At 61.3% G+C, this 18,598-nt stretch carries 16 protein-coding genes; 10 read left to right on the top strand and 6 right to left on the bottom strand.

Annotation, left to right across the window (positions count from 1 at the left end):
• Positions 1-217: 217 nt before the first annotated feature.
• From KUG85_RS16775 to KUG85_RS16755, 5 genes are all read right to left on the bottom strand, one after another.
• Positions 218-1,306 (bottom strand): ABC transporter ATP-binding protein, encoded by a 1,089-nt coding sequence (locus KUG85_RS16775; RefSeq protein WP_223006145.1) that lies wholly within the window; start codon positions 1,304-1,306, stop codon positions 218-220.
• Positions 1,303-2,991, bottom strand: coding sequence for a beta-galactosidase BglA (bglA, locus tag KUG85_RS16770; protein ID WP_223006144.1), 1,689 nt, complete (start codon positions 2,989-2,991; stop codon positions 1,303-1,305). Before bglA ends, KUG85_RS16775 begins: the two co-directional genes overlap by 4 nt.
• 8 nt (positions 2,992-2,999) lie before the next feature.
• A complete protein-coding gene (locus KUG85_RS16765; protein WP_223006143.1) occupies positions 3,000-4,136 on the bottom strand; it encodes a carbohydrate ABC transporter permease in 1,137 nt (378 codons plus the stop codon).
• Entirely contained in the window at positions 4,133-5,287 is a 1,155-nt protein-coding gene (locus KUG85_RS16760) for a carbohydrate ABC transporter permease (RefSeq protein ID WP_255606461.1), read from the bottom strand. The genes KUG85_RS16765 and KUG85_RS16760 overlap by 4 nt, the downstream gene beginning before the upstream one ends.
• Before the next feature lie 79 nt (positions 5,288-5,366).
• Positions 5,367-6,737, bottom strand: a complete 1,371-nt coding sequence (locus KUG85_RS16755; RefSeq protein ID WP_223006142.1) for an ABC transporter substrate-binding protein — start codon at positions 6,735-6,737, stop codon at positions 5,367-5,369.
• Positions 6,738-7,018: 281 nt separating this feature from the next.
• Between KUG85_RS16755 and KUG85_RS16750 the strand changes: the two genes are divergently transcribed.
• Together KUG85_RS16750 and KUG85_RS16745 are read left to right on the top strand one after the other, a co-directional pair.
• The gene (locus KUG85_RS16750; RefSeq protein ID WP_223006141.1) at positions 7,019-8,077 is read left to right on the top strand and encodes a LacI family DNA-binding transcriptional regulator; all 1,059 of its coding nucleotides are present in this window, start codon (positions 7,019-7,021) and stop codon (positions 8,075-8,077) included.
• 39 nt (positions 8,078-8,116) lie between these two features.
• Entirely contained in the window at positions 8,117-9,472 is a 1,356-nt protein-coding gene (locus KUG85_RS16745) for a GH1 family beta-glucosidase (protein ID WP_223006140.1), read from the top strand.
• Positions 9,473-9,492: 20 nt separating this feature from the next.
• On the opposite strand, the gene KUG85_RS16740 is transcribed toward KUG85_RS16745, so the two are convergent.
• Positions 9,493-10,269 (bottom strand): SDR family oxidoreductase, encoded by a 777-nt coding sequence (locus KUG85_RS16740; RefSeq protein ID WP_223006139.1) that lies wholly within the window; start codon positions 10,267-10,269, stop codon positions 9,493-9,495.
• Positions 10,270-10,616: 347 nt separating this feature from the next.
• Between KUG85_RS16740 and KUG85_RS16735 the strand changes: the two genes are divergently transcribed.
• From KUG85_RS16735 to KUG85_RS16700, 8 genes are all read left to right on the top strand, one after another.
• Positions 10,617-12,173 carry a glucan biosynthesis protein gene (locus KUG85_RS16735; RefSeq protein WP_255606460.1) on the top strand — a complete coding sequence of 519 codons (1,557 nt, stop codon included), beginning with the start codon at positions 10,617-10,619 and terminating at the stop codon, positions 12,171-12,173.
• A complete protein-coding gene (locus KUG85_RS16730) occupies positions 12,157-12,312 on the top strand; it encodes a hypothetical protein (RefSeq protein WP_155983348.1) in 156 nt (51 codons plus the stop codon). The genes KUG85_RS16735 and KUG85_RS16730 overlap by 17 nt, the downstream gene beginning before the upstream one ends.
• Positions 12,313-12,369: 57 nt before the next feature.
• Positions 12,370-14,166 carry a glucans biosynthesis glucosyltransferase MdoH gene (mdoH, locus tag KUG85_RS16725; RefSeq protein WP_223006364.1) on the top strand — a complete coding sequence of 599 codons (1,797 nt, stop codon included), beginning with the start codon at positions 12,370-12,372 and terminating at the stop codon, positions 14,164-14,166.
• Positions 14,167-14,175: 9 nt separating this feature from the next.
• Positions 14,176-15,354 carry an OpgC family protein gene (locus tag KUG85_RS16720; RefSeq protein WP_223006137.1) on the top strand — a complete coding sequence of 393 codons (1,179 nt, stop codon included), beginning with the start codon at positions 14,176-14,178 and terminating at the stop codon, positions 15,352-15,354.
• Between the two features lie 231 nt (positions 15,355-15,585).
• Entirely contained in the window at positions 15,586-16,260 is a 675-nt protein-coding gene (locus KUG85_RS16715) for an amino acid ABC transporter permease (RefSeq protein WP_222473790.1), read from the top strand.
• Complete coding sequence (locus tag KUG85_RS16710) at positions 16,257-16,928, top strand: ABC transporter permease subunit (RefSeq protein ID WP_223006136.1); 672 nt, start codon at positions 16,257-16,259, stop codon at positions 16,926-16,928. Before KUG85_RS16715 ends, KUG85_RS16710 begins: the two co-directional genes overlap by 4 nt.
• Before the next feature lies 1 nt (position 16,929).
• Positions 16,930-17,664, top strand: coding sequence for an amino acid ABC transporter ATP-binding protein (locus KUG85_RS16705; RefSeq protein WP_223006135.1), 735 nt, complete (start codon positions 16,930-16,932; stop codon positions 17,662-17,664).
• A gap of 3 nt (positions 17,665-17,667) precedes the next feature.
• Complete coding sequence (locus KUG85_RS16700) at positions 17,668-18,585, top strand: isoaspartyl peptidase/L-asparaginase (protein ID WP_223006134.1); 918 nt, start codon at positions 17,668-17,670, stop codon at positions 18,583-18,585.
• The last annotated feature ends 13 nt before the right edge of the window (positions 18,586-18,598 follow it).

Raw genomic sequence — 18,598 nt, 5'->3', positions numbered from 1 at the left:
TGGCCGGTGCTTTAGGGTTCGCGGATACGCAATACGAGGCCCGCTATTTGCCCGCTCCAAGTGAGATGATGGTGAAAAGGTCGAAACCGGTCACTTCAAAACGGGCAGCACAAGAGAGCAGATCCAGTGTGGATTTTTGGCTGCCCCCCAGTCACCCGCTTATGGTTAGGTAAGCTTTCGATTCGGGTCAAGAAATCCTCAAATCGGTTAAAATGTGTCAGATATGGAGGAGCGAGCGGCCCTCTTCGGTGAAAAGATGCATCTTTTCCGGGGCCGCGGCGATGCGCAGCCGGTCGCCCTTGGCGTATTTCTGGACACCGGCCACCTTCACCACCACCGCGTCATCCACATCTTTCACATTCATGTAAACATTTGTCACTTCTCCAAGGCGTTCGACGAAGTGCACGTCGCCCTCGAAGAGGAAGTCGTCCCCCTCCGCGATCCGCATATCTTCCGGGCGCACACCGAAATGGACCGGCGCCCCGGAGAGCGTTTCAGGCGAGGGGATTGGCACCACGGTTTCGCGCCCGGCAAGGCTGACAACCGTCTCACCGCCCGTCTTCGCGATTCGGGCGGGCTGGATGTTCATGGCGGGCGAGCCGATGAAGCGGGCGACGAACAGGTTGGCCGGCTTTTCGTAGAGCTCGATCGGGCCTCCCACCTGTTCGATGCGGCCTGCCGACAGAACCACGATGCGGTCGGCAAGCGTCATGGCCTCCACCTGGTCATGCGTGACATAGATCATGGTGGTTTCAGGCATGGAGCTTTTCAGCTTGGCGATCTCGATGCGCGTGGCGACACGCAGCGCTGCATCCAGATTGGAGAGTGGCTCGTCGAACAGGAACACTTTCGGATTGCGCACGATGGCGCGTCCGATGGCGACCCGCTGGCGCTGACCGCCTGACAGCGCCTTTGGCAGCCGGTCAAGATAGGGTGTCAACTGGAGAATGTCGGCGGCCGCCTGCACGCGTTTGTCGAATTCCTCCTTCGGCGCTTTGGCAATCTTCATGCCGAAGGCCATGTTGTCGTAGACTGTCATATGCGGATATAGCGCGTAGGACTGAAACACCATGGCGATACCGCGCTGTGAGGGCGGTATGTCGTTGACGCGCTGGCCGCCTATGAACATATCACCGCCGGTGATGTTTTCCAGCCCGGCGATCATCCGCAGCAGGGTGGACTTGCCACAGCCCGACGGACCGACGAAGACGACGAACTCCCCATCCTCGATCTTCAGGTCGATGCCGTGAATGACACGGGTTGCGCCGTAGCTCTTGTGGATGTCTTTCAGGTCGAGCGCCGTCATTGTCCCACTCCCCTGCTGCCGAACCAGTATCCATAGGCCGGCAGCTTCAATATGCCGTTTTCCGCGGCTCCGCTGCTTTCCGCGTCCTGCATGGTCGCGTATGCTCCAGCATCGAACGCGAGCTCAACCGGATGACCGGCCATGTTGATGGCCACCAGTATCGAATGCGCAGCCATCGAGCGTTCGAAGACGATAACGTCCTCGCCGGCATCGCGAAACGCTATATCGCCCTTGGCGAAGACCGGGTGACGGGCGCGGAAGGCAAGCGCCCGGCGATAATGAGCGAGGAGGGAGTTCGGCCCGTCCTGTGCCGAGACTGCCAGGTGGAGGTGCTCCGGCGGGACTGGGAGCCAGGGCTTTGCCGCCGAAAAGCCTGCATTGACCTGTGTTTCCGACCAGACCATCGGCGTACGGCAGCCGTCACGCCCCTTGAAGGTCGGCCAGAACTGGATGCCGTAGGGATCCTGCAGATCCTTGAAGTCGAGCACCGCTTCCGTGAGACCGAGCTCTTCCCCCTGATAGAAGCAGACCGAGCCGCGCAGCGACAAAAGCAGTGTTGTCGTCATCTTCAGGAAAGCCGCGCGGTCGTGCACCTGGTCGGCCCAGCGCGAGGCGTGACGGACCACGTCATGATTGGAAAAACTCCAGCATGACCAGCCATCCGGAGCCTTCTCTTCAAAGGCCTCAAGGACGTCCCGCACGCGCTTCGGTGTGAGCGGTTCCTGCGAGAGGAAATCGAAGGAATAGCACATATGCACCTTGTCGCCGCCACTCGTATATTCGGCGACGATGTCGAGGCCACGCTGCGCGTCACCCACTTCGCCGACGGCCGTGGTGCCGGGGAATTCATCGAGCAGGGCGCGGAAGCGCTTCAGAAACTCCAGGTTTTCCGGCTGGTTCTTGTCGTAGAGATGTTCCTGGTAATTGTATGGATTGACCGCCGGTGCGATGGAGGCGTTGCGCTCGTTCTGTTCAAGCGGCGGATTGTCTTCCAGACCGGCCGAATGAACATAGAAATTGATCGTGTCGAGACGGAAGCCGTCGACGCCGCGCTCGAGCCAGAAGCGCACCGCGTCGAGCAGCGCATCCTGCACGTCCGGATTGTGAAAGTTGAGGTCGGGCTGGCTGGCCAGAAAATTGTGCAGATAGTACTGGCAGCGGCTCGTGTCCCACTGCCAGGCCGAGCCGCCGAAGATCGACAGCCAGTTGTTGGGCGGGCTGCCATCTGGCTTCGGGTCGGCCCAGACATACCAGTCGGCGCGCGGATTGGTGCGGTTCTGTCGACTCTCGATGAACCACGGGTGCTGGTCGGAGGAGTGGGAAATCACCTGGTCAATCATGACCTTGAGGCCGAGCCGGTGCGCTTCGGTGATCATGGCGTCGAAATCGGCCAGCGAGCCGAACATCGGGTCCACTTCCCTGTAGTCCGATACATCGTAGCCGAAGTCGAGCATGGGTGATTTGAAGAAGGGCGAAATCCAGATCGCGTCCACACCGAGCGAGGCGATGTAGGGGAGGCGCTGGGTGATCCCCTTCAGGTCTCCGATCCCGTCTCCGTTGGAATCCTGAAAGGAGCGCGGATAAATCTGGTAGATGACCGCGCCGCGCCACCAGTCGGTGTCTTCCGCATGGCGGCTGATGGCTCCAGGGGCATGTTCGAAGGGAACATCGTGCAGGACATTCATGGGAGCGGTCAGCCTCCTTTGACGGACCCGGCCAGAAGGCCGCGGACCAGGTAACGTTGCATTGCGAAGAAAACGAGAATGGGTACCACGATGGCCACGAAGGCCGAGGCGGTGAGGATTTCCCAGTTGCCACCGCGCGAGCCGAGCAGTTCGCGCAGGCGACCTGTCAGCACAAGCTGTTCCTCATTGTTGCCAAGGAAAACCGTGGCAACGAGCAGGTCGTTCCACACCCAGAGAAACTGGAAGATGGCGAAGGAGGCGAGTGCGGGGAAGGACAGCGGCAGAATGATCTTGCGAAAGATTTCGAAATCCGAGGCGCCATCGACGCGCGCGCTCTCGATGATTTCGCGCGGCAGGCCGGCCATGTAGTTGCGCAGGAGATAGATGGCGAGCGGCAGGCCGAAGCCGGTATGCGCGAGCCAGATGCCGATGAATGACTTGCCGATGCCGACCGTGTTGTAGAGGCGCAGGAGCGGGATGAGCGACATCTGAAGCGGCACGACAAGCAGGCCGACAATCGCGGCAAGCAGAAGCGCGCGGCCGGGGAATTCCATCCAGGCCAGGGCATAAGCCGCATAGGCGGCTATCAGAATCGGGATGACGGTGGCTGGAATGGTCACGGTCATCGTGTTGATGAAGCTCTTGCCGAGCCCTTCGGAGAACAGGACGTTCTCGTAATTCTCCGTGGTGAAGCGCGGCGGCTCGACGGAACTCACGAAAATGCGCTGGCCGCGCCCGGGTTCGGGCTCTTCGGCATAGGCAATCGTGTAGTCGCCATTGGCCTCGACGGTAAGTGTGGCGCCACCGCGCAGCTCGGCTTCCTCGCCGACTGCGAAGGCCGACGGGTCGCGTGAAGAAATGCCAAAGCCAGTGACCTCTCCGCTGCCGCCCTCGAACACGTTACCGGTCAGCACATAGCGGCCACCTTCCAGCGTGGCATTCTCCGGCGGTGCCGCGCGTGCGACCAGGTTGCGCTCGGATGAGGTCAGTGCCGTCCACCAGCCGCTGACGGCGAGTTGATCCTTGTCGCGCAGCGAAGAGACGAGAATGCCGAAGGTCGGCAGTGTCCAAAGGGCCACAAGCAGAATGACGGAAATGTTGACGACCCATGCGAGCGCGGGCCGGGAACCGACGGGCGTGCTCATTTCATGTCCTTCCGTGCTTCGCGGATGTTCCACACCATGATGGGGGTGACCATGGCCATGATGACCAGCGCGATGGTGGATGCGCGGCCGAAGTCCAACCCGCGGAACATCCAGTCGAACATGTAGTTGGCGAGCACCTGGCTGCCCCACTGGCCGTTGGTCATGGCCAGAACGATGTCGAACACCTTGAGAACCAGAATGGTGATCGTGGTCCAGACAACGGCGATGGTGCCCCAGATTTGCGGTACCTTGATCTTGTAGAAGATCTGAAAGGGAGAAGCGCCGTCGATGATGGCGGCTTCGATTGTTTCCTCCGGAATGCCGCGGAGGGCGGCGGAAAGAATGACCATGGCAAAACCGGTCTGGATCCAGATCAGGATGACCATCAGGAAGAAATTGTTCCAGAAGGGGATGGTGATCCACGCCTGCGGCTCTGCCCCGAAGAAAGTAACGATGGCGTTGAGGATGCCGATCTGATCGGAGCCTTCGGCGCGGTAGTCGTAGATAAATTTCCAGATCACGCTCGCGCCGACGAACGAGATCGCCATGGGCATGAAGATGAGACTTTTGGCGACGTTGCCCCAGCCGATGCGGTCGGTCAGGGCGGCTGCGATGAGCCCGAAGAAAGTGGCGGCGGCAGGCACGACGATGAGCCAGAGAATGTTGTTGCGCATGCTCTCGCGGAAGGCCGCGTCCTTGGCGAGCCAGGCGTAATTGGCCCCGCCGACCCAGGTCTCGCCGCTCGGTCCGTGGAAGGACAGGACGATCGAATTGATAACCGGATAGACCAGATAGATGCCGAGAATGACAACCGCGGGTCCAAGGAACAGCCACGGTCGGATGCCGTTGGCCGCGTTGATGTTTTCGGCCACCCGGCTGCCGCGGGGCGGGTAGATTACGTCGAGCAGCCGGTTGGAGCCCCAGAAATAGCCGAAACACGCCGCAACGCCGAGCACCATGACCAGCACCGCCTGGACAAGCTTGATGTCGGGGAGGACCGTGTTGAGCGCGGCAAAGACGGCGACGGCACACAGCACCGCGAAGACGATGCCAGCCACCATGATGACGAGCGCAATCGCCAGATTCAGAAAGAAACCACCGGGGCCGGGAGAGCCGGCGGGCGGGGCTGTTTCGGTCGAGGAAATTGCCATGACTGCCTCCTTGGGCGCATGTGCACGGTTTGGCCGTTTCCCGCCGCCTTCGGGCGGCGGGTTCGTCAGGTGTTCGCGCCTATTTGATGGCGTCCCATTCCTTCTGGATGTCGCCGGCGACATCCCCGGCCGACTTGCCGCCGACATAGTCGATCATCCCGGTCCAGAACGCGCCGGCGCCGATCTTGCCGGGCATCAGGTCCGAGCCGTCGAAACGGAAGGTGGTCGCACTGGTCAGGATTTCACCCTGTTTACGAAGGGCATCATTGGCGTAAGCCTCGGGGTTCACACCCTTGTGCGGGGTCAGGAAACCGGCCTGCGCCATCCATATTTCATGCGCGATGGGCGTTTTCAGGAACTCGATGAAGGCGCGCGCCACTTCCGATTCCTTCGTGATGGCAAACACCGTGCCCGCACCGAGCACCGGTTTGCCGAGGTCCTTGCCTGCATAGGCCGGCAGGTAGAAGAAGTCGGCATCGCGGCCAAGCTGTGTCCCTTCCGGGAAGAAGGACGGGATGAAAGATGCCTGCCGGTGCATGTAGCATTTGGGCGGTACGGCAAAGAGCCCCTTGGGGCTGTCGCGGAAGTCGGTTGAGGCGACAGCGCCCGCGCCGCCATCCACATAATCGTCGTTGCGGGCAAACGCGCCGAATTCCTCGATCGCAGCAACGACGCGCTCGTCGTTGAACGGAATTTCATTGGTCACCCACTGGTCGTAGACCTCGGGTGCCTGTGTGCGCAGCATCATGTCCTCCACCCAGTCGGTGGCAGGCCAGCCGGTCGCGCCACCGGAGCCGAGGCCAATGCACCAGGGTGTCTCGCCGTCGGCGACGATCTGCTCGGAGAGGGCCTTCAGCTCTTCCATGGTCTGCGGCACTTCATAGCCGGCATCCTCGAAATTCTCCGGGACGTACCAGACGAGGGACTTCACATCTGCCTTGTAGGGAAAAGCGAAAAAAGCTTTGGTCCCGTCCTGATTCTCATAGGTGCCAAGATCCACCCAGGATTGACCGGCTGCATAATTGTCCTTCATCCAGTCAGCGGTGTCGCTGCCGAGCGGCACGAGCAGGCCTTTGGAGGCAAGGTCGGCGGCGAGGCCCGGTTGCGGAAAGACGGCGACATTCGGCGCACTGCCGGCCTGTGTGTCGATGACGATCTGCTGCTCGAAGGAATCGGAACCCGAATAATTGACCTTCGCGCCCGTGGCCTCTTCGAAATAGGCGGTAACGGATTCGATCAGATCCTTGTCGGCGCTGAGCCAGGGGCCGAACAGGCTCATCTCCTGACCGGAGAGGTCGTTTGCGGCCTTGAAATCCTCAAAACTCTGCCAGTTGAAGCGGGCATCCTCGCCCGGAGCGAACTTCAGGTCGGCGGCCCGGGCTGTCGTGACGGCGGCGGCGGTGCCGGCCAGCGCCAGGGCAAGCGCGCCGATTAGCATGGACGTCTTCATGGTTCCTCCACTTTGCGGCGCAAGGCCGCTCCTCCTCGGGTCTCTGCAGGTCCGGCGCAATGACAACGATATAAACAAAATTCAAAGCGCTTTGGATATGTTCAGCATCAATCTGTGACGCTCGCGAGTCAAGAGGACAAGGCATCTGTCGACGAAATTTCGGAAAAATACCGATTTAATGGCGGTTGTTCTGGAAATTGTTGCTCCTTGAGAGAGAAGGGCTTGATCTGCCTGAAAGGCTATGACACCAATTTTTTAAAGCGCTTTGAAAAGGAAATGTGTTGCCTGCCCGTAAAGCGATCAATCTGAAGATGCTCTCGGAAGCTCTAGGACTGTCCCAGACGACCGTCTCTCGGGCGCTCAATGGCTTTCCGGAGGTGGCCGAGAAAACGCGCGTCCGGGTGATAGAGGCGGCGGAGCGGCTGAACTATCGCCCGAGCCCCAGCGCGGCGAGCCTGGCCACAGGCAAGTCGCGCATGATCGGCCATGTGGTAAGTCTGTCCGAACATATCATGATCAACCCGCATTTCGCCGACTTCATCGCCGGCGCGGGCGAGGTCTACGGCGAGAACGGTTACGACATTCTGCTGCGGCTTGCCTCACTTGAGGAGCAGGAGGGCGTCTATCGCGATCTGGTGGATGATCAGCGTGTGGACGGCGTGGTGGTCCATGGCCCGCTCACCGGTGACAGCCGCATCGGCCTTCTCAATGCCCTAGGGCTTCCGTTCGTCGTGCATGGGCGCAGCGACGAGGAGGGAGCGGACTATTGCTGGATGGACGTCAACAACCGCCGCGCCTTTCATCGCGCCACGAAGTTCCTGCTCGATCTGGGACATCAGCGCGTTGCGCTTGTCAACGGCCTTGAAACGATGAACTTCGCGGACCGGCGCAGGCAGGGCTATGAGGTGGCGCTCGAGGAGGCGGGTATCGTGCCTGATGAGCAACTGCTGCACAGTGCAGACATGGTTGAACCCTATGGCTATCACGCCACACGCGCACTGATGGACCTTGCAGAACCGCCGACAGCGATCCTCGTGGCGAGCGTTCTGCCCGCCATGGGCGTGACGCGGGCACTGGCCGATCTCGGCCTGCGTGCAGGCGAAGACGTGTCGATCATCGCCTTCGATGACTGCCTCTCCTTCCTGCAGTCCGGTTATAAGGGCAGGACGCCTGACATTCCTTATTTCACGGCGGTTCGATCCTCCATTCGCGACGCGGGCAAGCGCGTGGCCCAGATGCTGCTTGAGCGCATCGAGAATCCTGCGGGACCGTTGCAGAGCGAATTATGGGAAGCCGATTTTGTAATCGGCCAGACCACCGCACCGCCGCGTCGGCGCTGACGGCGAGCAAAACACTACGATAGAAACCGGGAGACCCTCATGTCCGCCACCGACACGGAAACCATGGAGCTTGAGTTCTCCCGCACGGATTTCCCGGACGATTTCGTCTTTGGAACGGCAACCTCGAGCTACCAGATCGAGGGTAGCCGGTTTGGCGGCTGTGGCACATCGCATTGGGATACCTTCGCCGCCACCCCCGGCAATACGGTGCGTGGTGAGGACGGGGCGACGGCCTGCGACCATTACCACCGTTGGGAGAGCGATCTGGACCTGGTGCGCGATGCCGGGTTTGACTGCTATCGTTTCTCGACGTCCTGGTCGCGTGTCCTCCCGGAAGGGCGCGGTGCGCCCAATGCTGAAGGGCTCGATTTCTACGATCGTCTCGTCGACGGCATGCTGGCACGGGGGCTGAAGCCTTTCGCCACGCTCTACCATTGGGATCTGCCGGCGCCGCTTGCCGATCTTGGCGGCTGGCGCAACCGCGACATTGCCGGCTGGTTTGCCGATTATGCAGAAGTGGTGATGAAGCGCATCGGTGACCGGGTGGCGACGGCGGCCACCGTCAACGAACCCTGGTGTGTGGCCTGGCTCAGCCATTTCATGGGCGAGCACGCGCCGGGCCTGCGCGATATTCGCGCCACCGCGCGTGCCATGCATCATGTGCTTCTGGCGCACGGGCGCGCGACGCAGGCCATGCGGGCGCTGGGCATGGGCAGTCTCGGCCTCGTCACCAATTTCGAGTATGCAGCACCTGCCGATGACAGCGAGGCGGCGAAAAAAGCAGCCCGCCTCTACGATGGAATCTACAATCGATGGTTCCTGGGCGGCGTGTTCGACGGGGCCTATCCGGAGGACGTGCTGGAAGGCCTTGGCCCCCACATGCCGGAAGGCTTCGAGAACGATTTCGACATCATCGGTACGCCGGTCGACTGGCTCGGTATCAATTACTATACGCGCAAGCTGATTGCGCCGGACGGCTCAGGCCAGTTCCCGGCGCTCAGGGAAATCGAGGGGCCGCTGCCCAAGACGCAGATGAACTGGGAAATCTATCCCGAAGGTCTGCACCATTTCATCACCTGGGTGCATGATACCTACACCAAGGGTCTGCCGATCTATGTGACGGAAAACGGCATGGCCTCGCCCGATCAGGTGCTGAACGGAAAGGTGGCGGACCCTTCCCGCATCGACTTCCTGAATCGACATCTCGGCGCGGTGCGGCGCGCGATGGCCGGGGGCGCTCCCGTGAAGGGCTATATCGTCTGGTCGCTTCTCGACAATTACGAGTGGGCGCTTGGCTATGAGAAACGCTTCGGTCTCGTGCATGTCGATTTTGAAACGCTGGAGCGCACGCCCAAGGCATCGTGGCATGCGCTCGGGCGTGCGCTGAGACGCTAGGTTCTGACCCAAAGGCCTGCTCAGACCGAACGGGTAGCGCCGCCGTCGATCCGAACCTTTGTTCCGGTGACATAGGAGGCGCGCTCGGAGGCGAGGAAAACGGCCATGTTGGCGAATTCCTCCGGATCGCCGTAGCGCCCTATCGGAATGGTTTCCGCTGCTGCCGCGGAAACTTCCTCCACCGGTTTGCCGGAGCGGCCGGCCGCGGCGGTGTCGAGTTCGACGACGCGCTGCGTGTGGATACGCCCGGGCATCAGGATGTTGACCGTCACGCCATCGCGGGCGACTTCCGTGGCCAGTGTCTTCGACCAGCCGACGATTGCCGAGCGGATGCCGTTCGACAGCGCCAGAACCGGAATCGGCTGCTCCACGCCAGACGAGGTAACCGTCAGAATGCGGCCCCATTTGCGCTCGCGCATGACCGGAAGGAGACGCCCGGTCAGGTGAAAGATATTGGCGGCCATCGTCTCGAAATTCGAGATCCAGTCGCTGCGTTTGGCATCGACGGCGGTGGAGGGGGGCGGGCCGCCGGTGTTGTTCACAAGAATGTCGACGCCTCCATCGGCCAGAAGCCTGTCAGCGAGATCGTCGATCGCTGTCTGATCGGAAAGATCGAGCTCATGAGCCTCGACCGAACCTGCCGGCAGGTCCCTGGCCCAGGCCTCGATCTTGTCCCTGCTGCGTGCGGCTGCGACCACGGTCGCGCCTTCCTTCGCCAGCCCCTGGGCGATGGCGGCGCCGAGGCCGCGGCTTGCGCCGAGCACCAGGGCGCGCTTGTTCTTCAGTCCTAGATCCATCGGCAAATTCCCGGATTAATGCACCGCCGGCCGCATTGTTGTGAACCGGCTCTGGCGCTGGATGGTGGGTTTTCTCACCCTGGGTGAGGTGGCACGATTGGGCACGATTCAGAACAGGATTGCAAGTCTCGAGGGGACGCTGTACAGCGATCCGCCGCTCTGCGCTGTGCCTTCAAATCTTGGTAACGGACAGTCTCCGAATGTTATGTCTACTGCCGAAACTAAACCGCAATTAATGCGTTGAAAGCGCGTGGCTTGTGCCGCGGCTTCACCCTGAGTTTTCTTGCATACGAGTTCCATATATGGACCGACGATCCTTCCTTGTTTCCTGCCTGTCAGCGTCGCTGTTGGGCACGTCCAGCCTGACGGCCCTTGCAACCCATGCGCGCGCTGAAGACGTTGCCGCGCAAGGTGTTGATGTGAAGGGAGAGGCGCAGCCATTTTCCTTCGAGGCGCTTACGGAGGCGATGAAAAACAAGGCTTCCGAACCCTTCGCCAAAGCCGAATTCAAGCTCCCCGAGCAGATTGCCGGGCTGACCTACGACCAGCACCGGGCGATTCGTTTCCGGCCCGACCACGCATTGTGGCAGGGTGAGGCCCCGTTCGAACTGCAGGCCTTTCACATGGGCTGGCTGTTCAAGGAGCCGGTGCGTCTCTACGCGGTGGAGGGAGAGGCTGCCACGCCGATCCTCTTCACCGGTCGCGATTTCGAGTATCGCAAGCCGCTTGACCCCTCCCGGTTTGAAGATCTGGTCATGGAGGGGGAGGCGGGTTTCCGCCTGCATTATCCGCTTAATGCACCCGATGTGATGGATGAACTGGTGTCCTTCCTCGGCGCGAGCTACTTCCGTGCGCTCGGCCGGGACACACTCTACGGATTGTCCGCGCGTGGACTGGCCATCGGCACCGCGACAACCAGCGGGGAAGAGTTTCCGCGCTTCACCGACTTCTATATCGAGAAGCCAAACCGGCGCAGCAAGGAAGTGACCGTCTATGCCGCGCTCGACAGCGAAAGTGTGACGGGTGCCTATCGCTTTGTGATTGCGCCTGGCCGCAACACGGTCATGACCGTGACGGCTCGCCTCTTCGCCAGAAAGGCCATCGGCCGGCTCGGCGTCGCACCGATGACATCCATGTTCCTCTTCGCCGAAAACAATGACAGCGCGTTTGATGACTACCGTGGCCAGGTTCACGACAGCGACGGGCTGAAGATCGTCCGCAAGGATGGTGACGAGCTGTGGCGCAATCTGAACAATCCGTCCGAGCTTGCCACGTCGTTCTTTTCCGAAGACAGCCCACAGGCATTCGGCCTCTACCAGCGCGATCGTGATTTTGCGCACTTCCAGGATGCGGGCGCTCATTATGAACGCCGGCCGTCGCTCCTCGTGGAGCCGCTTGAAGCCTGGGGACGCGGCAACATCACGCTTGTCGAGATACCGACCGATCTCGAGGTCAACGACAACATCGTCGCGTTCTGGGTTCCTGAAAAGGACGTTGAAGCGGGAGATGCGCTTGAGTTCAACTATCGCCTGACCTGGGGTGCCATCGATGAGCCGACCAACCGGTTTGCACGGGTCATGGCGCTTCGCAGCGGCGAGGGCGGTGTCTCCGGTGTCAAGAACGAGGAGGGGCTGCGCAAGTTCGTCGTCGATTTCGATGGCGAGGTTCTGCGGAACCTTCCGGGCGATTCAAACATTGAAGCAGTTGTGAATGTCAGCCGTGGCGAGATTGCGCATTCGGCGGTTTCCCGCATCGACAGCAATGGCATGTGGCGTCTCGTGATCGACCTGAAACCGAGCGGTGCGGGACCTGTTGAAATGAGCGGTCACCTCAAGCTCGACGACAAACGCCTTTCTGAAATCTGGAGTTATCAGTGGAGAGATACAGATGACGCACGTTCGTGAGACGGATAGCCAGCCGATGACGTATGGCCGTCACGCTCTGCCGGTTGCGCCCATGGCGATGCCCGAGCAGGTGCTGGAACGCCGGCGTGCGCGCCCCGCGCTGTTCTCCGTGCTGCTCAAGCGACTGGCCTGGAAGTGAAATTACGGGCCCGATTGAGAGACGGGAATGGTGGTCGGTGAACCCCATGAGAGTGTGATGGTCAGTGTAAGACGCGTATTGTCGATCCTTTTCTGCCTGCTTATGGCAGGGCTCGTCGCCTCGCTTGCCGTCGGCTATTTTTCAGCCGATGGCATTCAATGGATCGACGCCGTTCGCATCGTGCTGCTGGCCGCCAGCACAGCGTGGCTCGCATGGGGTGCGGCCTATGCGTTCAACGGGCTCTTAAGCCTGCCCTTCAGGGAGAAAAAGCAGTCATTCGAACTGACGCCGACCAGCGCACGGACGGCGGTGCTCGTCCCTGTCTACAACGAAGATCCGGTCAAAACGTTTTCGCATGTTGCAGCGATGATCGGCAGCCTTCACACGCTTGGCGTTGCCGGCCGCTTCGATTTTGCGATCCTGTCTGATACGCGTGACGAGCGCGTTGCAGCGGAGGAAGAGCGCTGGTTCGAGCGCCTGCAGGCGGAATGCGGCGCGCACACGGCTATCTATTACCGGCGGCGGGAGCAAAACACGGGCAAGAAAGCCGGCAATGTTGCCGATTTCATCCGGACGTCCGGCGCGATCTACGATTACATGATCGTGCTCGATGCCGACAGTCTGATGGAAGGCGCGACGATGGCCGAGATGGTGCGGCGCATGGAGGCGGAACCCAGGCTCGGTCTCCTGCAGACCCTGCCGAAAATCGTCCATGCGCGTTCGTTCTTTGGCCGGGCGATGCAGTTTTCCACCAGCTATTACTCCCCGGTCTATACGCGTGGCCTGGCCGCGCTGCAGGGAGAGTCCGGGCCGTTCTGGGGGCACAATGCGATTGTCCGTACACGTGCTTTCGCCCAGAGCTGTGGCCTTCCCGAACTCTCCGGCGCGCCGCCATTTGGCGGGCATATACTGAGCCACGACTATGTCGAAGCAGCGCTTTTGTCCCGCAATGGCTGGATCGTGCGGGTCGATCCCGATCTTGCTGGCTCCTATGAAGAGGGACCGGACAATGTTGTCGACTTCGCCAAGCGCGACCGTCGATGGTGCCAGGGCAATCTTCAGCATGGCCGCGTGATGGTGGCACCGGGCCTCAAGCCCTGGAGCCGGTTCGTGTTTGTCCAGAATATAATGGCTTATGTGTCGTCACCACTCTGGGCGCTGTTCATCATTGCCTCGATCGCCGCGCCGCTGCTGAAGGGCGTTCCGGACTATTTCCCCGAGCCGGGGCTTTTTCCCGTGTTTCCACGCGTTGAGCAGGGGCTGGCGCTAACATTGCTCGTCGGCGTTTTTGGCCTGTTGATCGGCCCCAAGCTTCTGATTGTTCTGCGTGGCGCACTGAGTGGCGTCAACGAGGCGTTCGGCGGCACCGGTCGCGCTCTTCTCAATACGTTGACGGAGATTCTTTCCACCAGCCTGCTTGCGCCGATCATGCTGATGTACCAGTGCCGGGCGGTGATGGAAGTGTTTCTCGGCATGGATGGCGGCTGGCCCGCCACCGATCGGGAAGCCGGCTCTGTCAGCCTTTCAGAAGCGTGGTCTGCAAGCTGGTGGATCAGCGCCACCGGTCTGGTGACACTGGGGCTGGCCTTCCAATTTGCTCCGGAATATGTCGGCTGGCTGCTTCTGGTGGCAGGGCCGCAGGTCTTCGCACCTCTCCTGATCCACGTCAGTTCGCGGAGCGCGCTCGACGCTGCGGCGGCCGGGCTTTTCCAGACGGCGGATGACCGCGACCCTTCACCGGTGGTCCTTCGTCAGGAAGTCATACTTTCCCGTTGGCGCGGCGCCGCAGAGACTGCGCCTGCAAGCCAGCCGGTGGCGGAACCGGCACTCGAGCCCGCTGACGCGGAACAGTGAGGCCGCCTCATGAACGCCCCCTTCATTCCTTCAAGCGCTGGCCGTGACCAGCGCCTGGACGTGTTCCGTGGTCTGGCGCTGATCACGATCTTCATCAACCACGTGCCCGGCAATCTCTATGAGAACCTGACGTCGCGCAATTTTGGCTTTTCCGACGCGGCCGAGGCTTTCGTGCTCATGTCTGGCATTGCCGTGGGGCTCGCCTATTCGCGCGGGTTTCGCGGAGGAGCCTTCTTCGCCTCATGCATGAAGGTCTGGAGGCGTGCCGGACTGCTCTATGTGACGCACATCGTTACGTCGTTCATGGCCATTGCCCTTGTCGCCGGCGGGGCGCTCTATCTCGGTGTCTTCGAGATGCTCAGCCGGATCAATTTCGGGCCACTTCTCACGAAACCACTGCAGACCATGGTCGGCGTGCCGCTGCTTGGCCATCAACTTGGCTATTTCAACATTCTGCCGCTTTACGCCATGCTTCTGCTGATCTCGCCGCTCTACATCATGATCGGACTGCGCAGTCCGCGGGCGCTGATCGGCGTGGCCGTTGGTGTCTGGCTTCTTGCGGGTGCTTTCCGCCTGAACCTGCCGAATTATCCGAACCCGGGTGGCTGGTTCTTCAACCCGATAGCCTGGCAGCTCATCTTCGCTGTCGGCATCGCCGGCGGGCTTTGCATGCTGGAGGGGAGAAAGCTCGTTCCCTATCGTGCCTGGCTGTTCTGGCTGTGCACTGCCTTCCTCGCATTCTCCTGTGTCTGGGTTTCGCTCAGGGCAGGGGCGCTGCCGGGACGCAAGATGCTGCCGTTCTTCATTGCCGGGTTCGACAAGACTTTCCTGTCGCTGCCGCGCCTTCTGCATGCGCTGGCTCTCGCCTATGTTCTGACCAATGTCGCCTGGGTGGTGCGCGCATTTCAATGGCCTGTGTTCCGTCCGGTCGAACTGATGGGCAGGAACGGCCTCGCTGTCTTTGCGACCGGTTCGGTTCTGGCGATCGCGCTGCAGATCCTTCGTTTGCGCCATGAGACCAGTTTCGCTTCCGATGCAGTCCTCCTGAGTGCCGGTATCGCCATTCAGTATGCGGTCGCCCGCTTCCTTTCCTGGCAGAAGTCAGGGAAGAAGGACGCGCCTCGCGCGGCGGAACGCAGGTTCATGCCAGGTCCGGCGGAGAAAGAGCGCCTCAGCGAGACCGTTTGACAGTCTGCCGGACGCTGTATTTTGCGCGGCGCATAAACCCACGGGCATGTGTTCCTGATCTGAACGGTGGTCGTTTCTGGTCCGTCGGTTCTGGCTGTATGCCGACTTGTGTCCCTTCTTTGCGCGGGTAGCGAAGCCGCGGAAACCTGGTGGGTCTTTCCCAGGCACCCTTGACAGGGCGCGCAACTCATCCATTATGAAAGCGCTTTCACTTTGAGGAGAGGGGGGACGTTGAATCAGCTCTGGGTTACGCTTCGGCCGCACCTGCCCTTCATGCTCGACGGGTTTCTGCTCACCGTGTTCGCCTGTACGCTGGCGATCATCGGGGCGGTCCTCATCGGGGCATTGATGGCGTCGCTTCGCACGTCCGGAAACCGGATCGTGCGCGGGGTTGCGTTCGCCTATAGCGACGTGTTTCGCAACACGCCGTTCATCGTTCAGCTTTTTTTCTTCTTCTACGGCCTGCCGGAAATCGGCATCTATATCGGCGCGTTCGAGACCGGGGTGATCGCCCTGTCGATCATCGGCGGCGCGTTTGTTTCCGATGTCATTCGCTCGGGCATTCTGGCGGTGGATCAGGGGGTGATCGAGGCGGCGAAGGTGAGTGGCCTCAGCCGCTGGACCATTTTTACCAAAATCGTTCTGCCGATTGCGCTGCGCACCTCCGTGCGCCCGATGGGCTCGGTGCTGATCAACATGGTTCTGACCTCCTCGATCCTGTCGACCATCACGATCAATGAACTGACGGGCACCGCCAAGATCGTGGCTTCGACCACCTTCAAGCCGTTCGAGGTCTATCTCGTGCTGCTCGTTCTCTACGCCTCGCTCACCTATGCGCTGTCGCTTCTGATCAATACGGTTCACAGGCGGCTCAACCGGGCGATGGATACGGGAGGCGCGGCATGAGGTATGCGGACTTCACGCCCTACGATCTGGTGCTGCTTGCGCAGGGGCTGGGCGTCACGGTGGGGCTCTTCACGCTCACCACGCTTGTCGGCCTCCTGATCGCGGCGCTTTTCACCCTGGTGGACTATTACCGCGTGCCGGTGCTGCGGCAGGTGATTGTCACCATCAGCGAAGCGCTCAAGAACTCGCCGGTTCTGGTTCAGCTCTTTCTGGTTTTCTTCGGGCTGCCGGCCTTCTTTCACATCAACATGACGCCATTCGTGGCGGCATCGCTCACCATCAGCCTGAACACGGCGGCGTTCGCATTCGTGATCTTCCGCTCGGGCATCGATGCGGTGGAGGCGGAGCAGGTGGCGGCGGCAAAGGTCTTTGGGCATTCGCGCTGGCAGATCCTGCGCTTCGTGCTTCTGCCGCAGGCTGCCGCGTTCTCCATCGGGCCGCTGGTCGGCCTTCTGGTGAACCAGCTTCAGGTCACATCGCTGATCTCGGTCATCGGCGTGTTCGATCTGACCAAGATCGGCAACATTCTCAATCTGCGTACGCTCGAGCCGTTCATCGTGTGGACCGTGGTGGGGCTCCTCTACTACGCGCTGGCAAAGCTTCTGGCGAGTGTGGGCGCGCGCATTGAAAAGCGGCTGCGCAGGTCGGTCGTCTGGGAAGGAATCTGACATGATTGTCATTGAAAACGTCGAGAAGCGTTTTGGCGAAACGACGGTCCTCAAGCGCATCAACCTGACCATCGAGCCGGGCGAGGTGGTGACCATTCTGGGCTCGAGCGGTTCGGGCAAGTCGACGCTGATCCGCTGCATCAACGGGCTGGAGGCCCTCTCTGGCGGGCGGATCACCGTCGATGGCAATGATGTGTCCACCAAGGCGGGGCTCGCGGCGGCGCGCCGCCGTTCGGCGACGGTGTTCCAGCTGTTCAATCTCTACCCGCACATGACGGCGCTGGAGAACATCACGCTGGCGCCGATCAACGTTTTGAAGAAGCCGCGCGCGGAAGCCGAGGCGCGGGCGCGCGAACTCCTGAAGCTGGTGGGGCTCGCCGATCTCGCGACGGCCTATCCGCAGCGCCTGTCGGGCGGCCAGCGTCAGCGCGTGGGCATCTGCCGGGCGCTTGCGATGGACCCGCGTTACCTGCTGCTGGACGAGGTGACGAGCGCGCTCGATCCGGAGATGACGGGCGAGGTTCTGGACATTCTGGCCGAGCTTGCGCGCGGCGGCACAACGATGCTGTTCGTGACCCACGAGGTCGAGTTTGCGCGGCGCATTTCCAGCCGCATCGTTTTTCTGGAGCATGGCGAGCTCATCGTCGACATGCCCACCGAACGTTTCTTTGCGGAGGATGGCGGCTTTGCCGTGCCGCGCATCCGCCAGTTCCTGACCAAGATGAAGAAAGACTGACGCGTGATACTTCTTGCCAATTGCGAGGCCGAAGCCGGATTTTCCGAATCCATTGCCGACCTGAAGAACGGGAAATCCGCCGTGGATGCGCTGGTGCGCGGCATCGGCTTCGTGGAGGCCGATCCGAAGGTGCGCAGCGTCGGCTATGGCGGCTGGCCCAACATGCTGGGCGTGATGGAATGCGACGCCGGCGTGATGGACGGAACGACCCGCACCGTGGGCGCGGTGGCCGCCGTGCCACGCACGCTGCATGTGGCCGCACTCGCCTGCGAGGTGATGCGCCGACTGCCCCATGTGATGCTGACCGGAGAGGGCGCGCGCAGGTTTGCAGATGAAATCGGTTTCACGCCCGACGATATGCTCTACCCGGACAGCAAGCGCGTCTGGTGGGAAAAGCTCGACGGCCTGATGACCGAGGAACAGAAGGGCGCTTTCCCCGACACCCCGCTGGCGGGGCTTCTGGGCGCGATCACCGACCCCGAGCGGGTGCGCGACACGACCGTGTTTCTGGGGCAGGACCAGACCGGCGGGATCGCGACCGTCACCTCGACTTCGGGCTGGGCGTGGAAATATCCGGGCCGCGTGGGCGACAGCCCGATCCCCGGCGCAGGCTTTTACGCCGACAGCCGCTATGGCGCGGCGGCGTGCACGCATACCGGCGAGATGACCATGCGTTCGGCGACGGCGCACGCAATCGTGCACGGCATGAAATGCGGCCTGTCTCTCGATGACGCGATCCAGAGCGCTGCCGACGATCTGCTCGCGCTCGACACCGGTTTCATCGGCGAGGTGGTGATCCACGCGCTCGACACGCACGGCAATCACCGTGTCGTCAATCTCCATGGCCAGGGCACCGTTGCCTACTGGTTCTGGGAGCCTTCCATGGCCGCTCCGGAAAAGCGGCAATCGCAACCGATTTAATCCAAGAAGGAGG

The organism is Nitratireductor rhodophyticola (assembly GCF_019891355.1).
Taxonomy (GTDB): domain Bacteria; phylum Pseudomonadota; class Alphaproteobacteria; order Rhizobiales; family Rhizobiaceae; genus Nitratireductor; species Nitratireductor rhodophyticola.
Note: the sequence above shows the minus strand (reverse complement) of the source record. Positions and strands in the feature narration are given on the sequence as shown.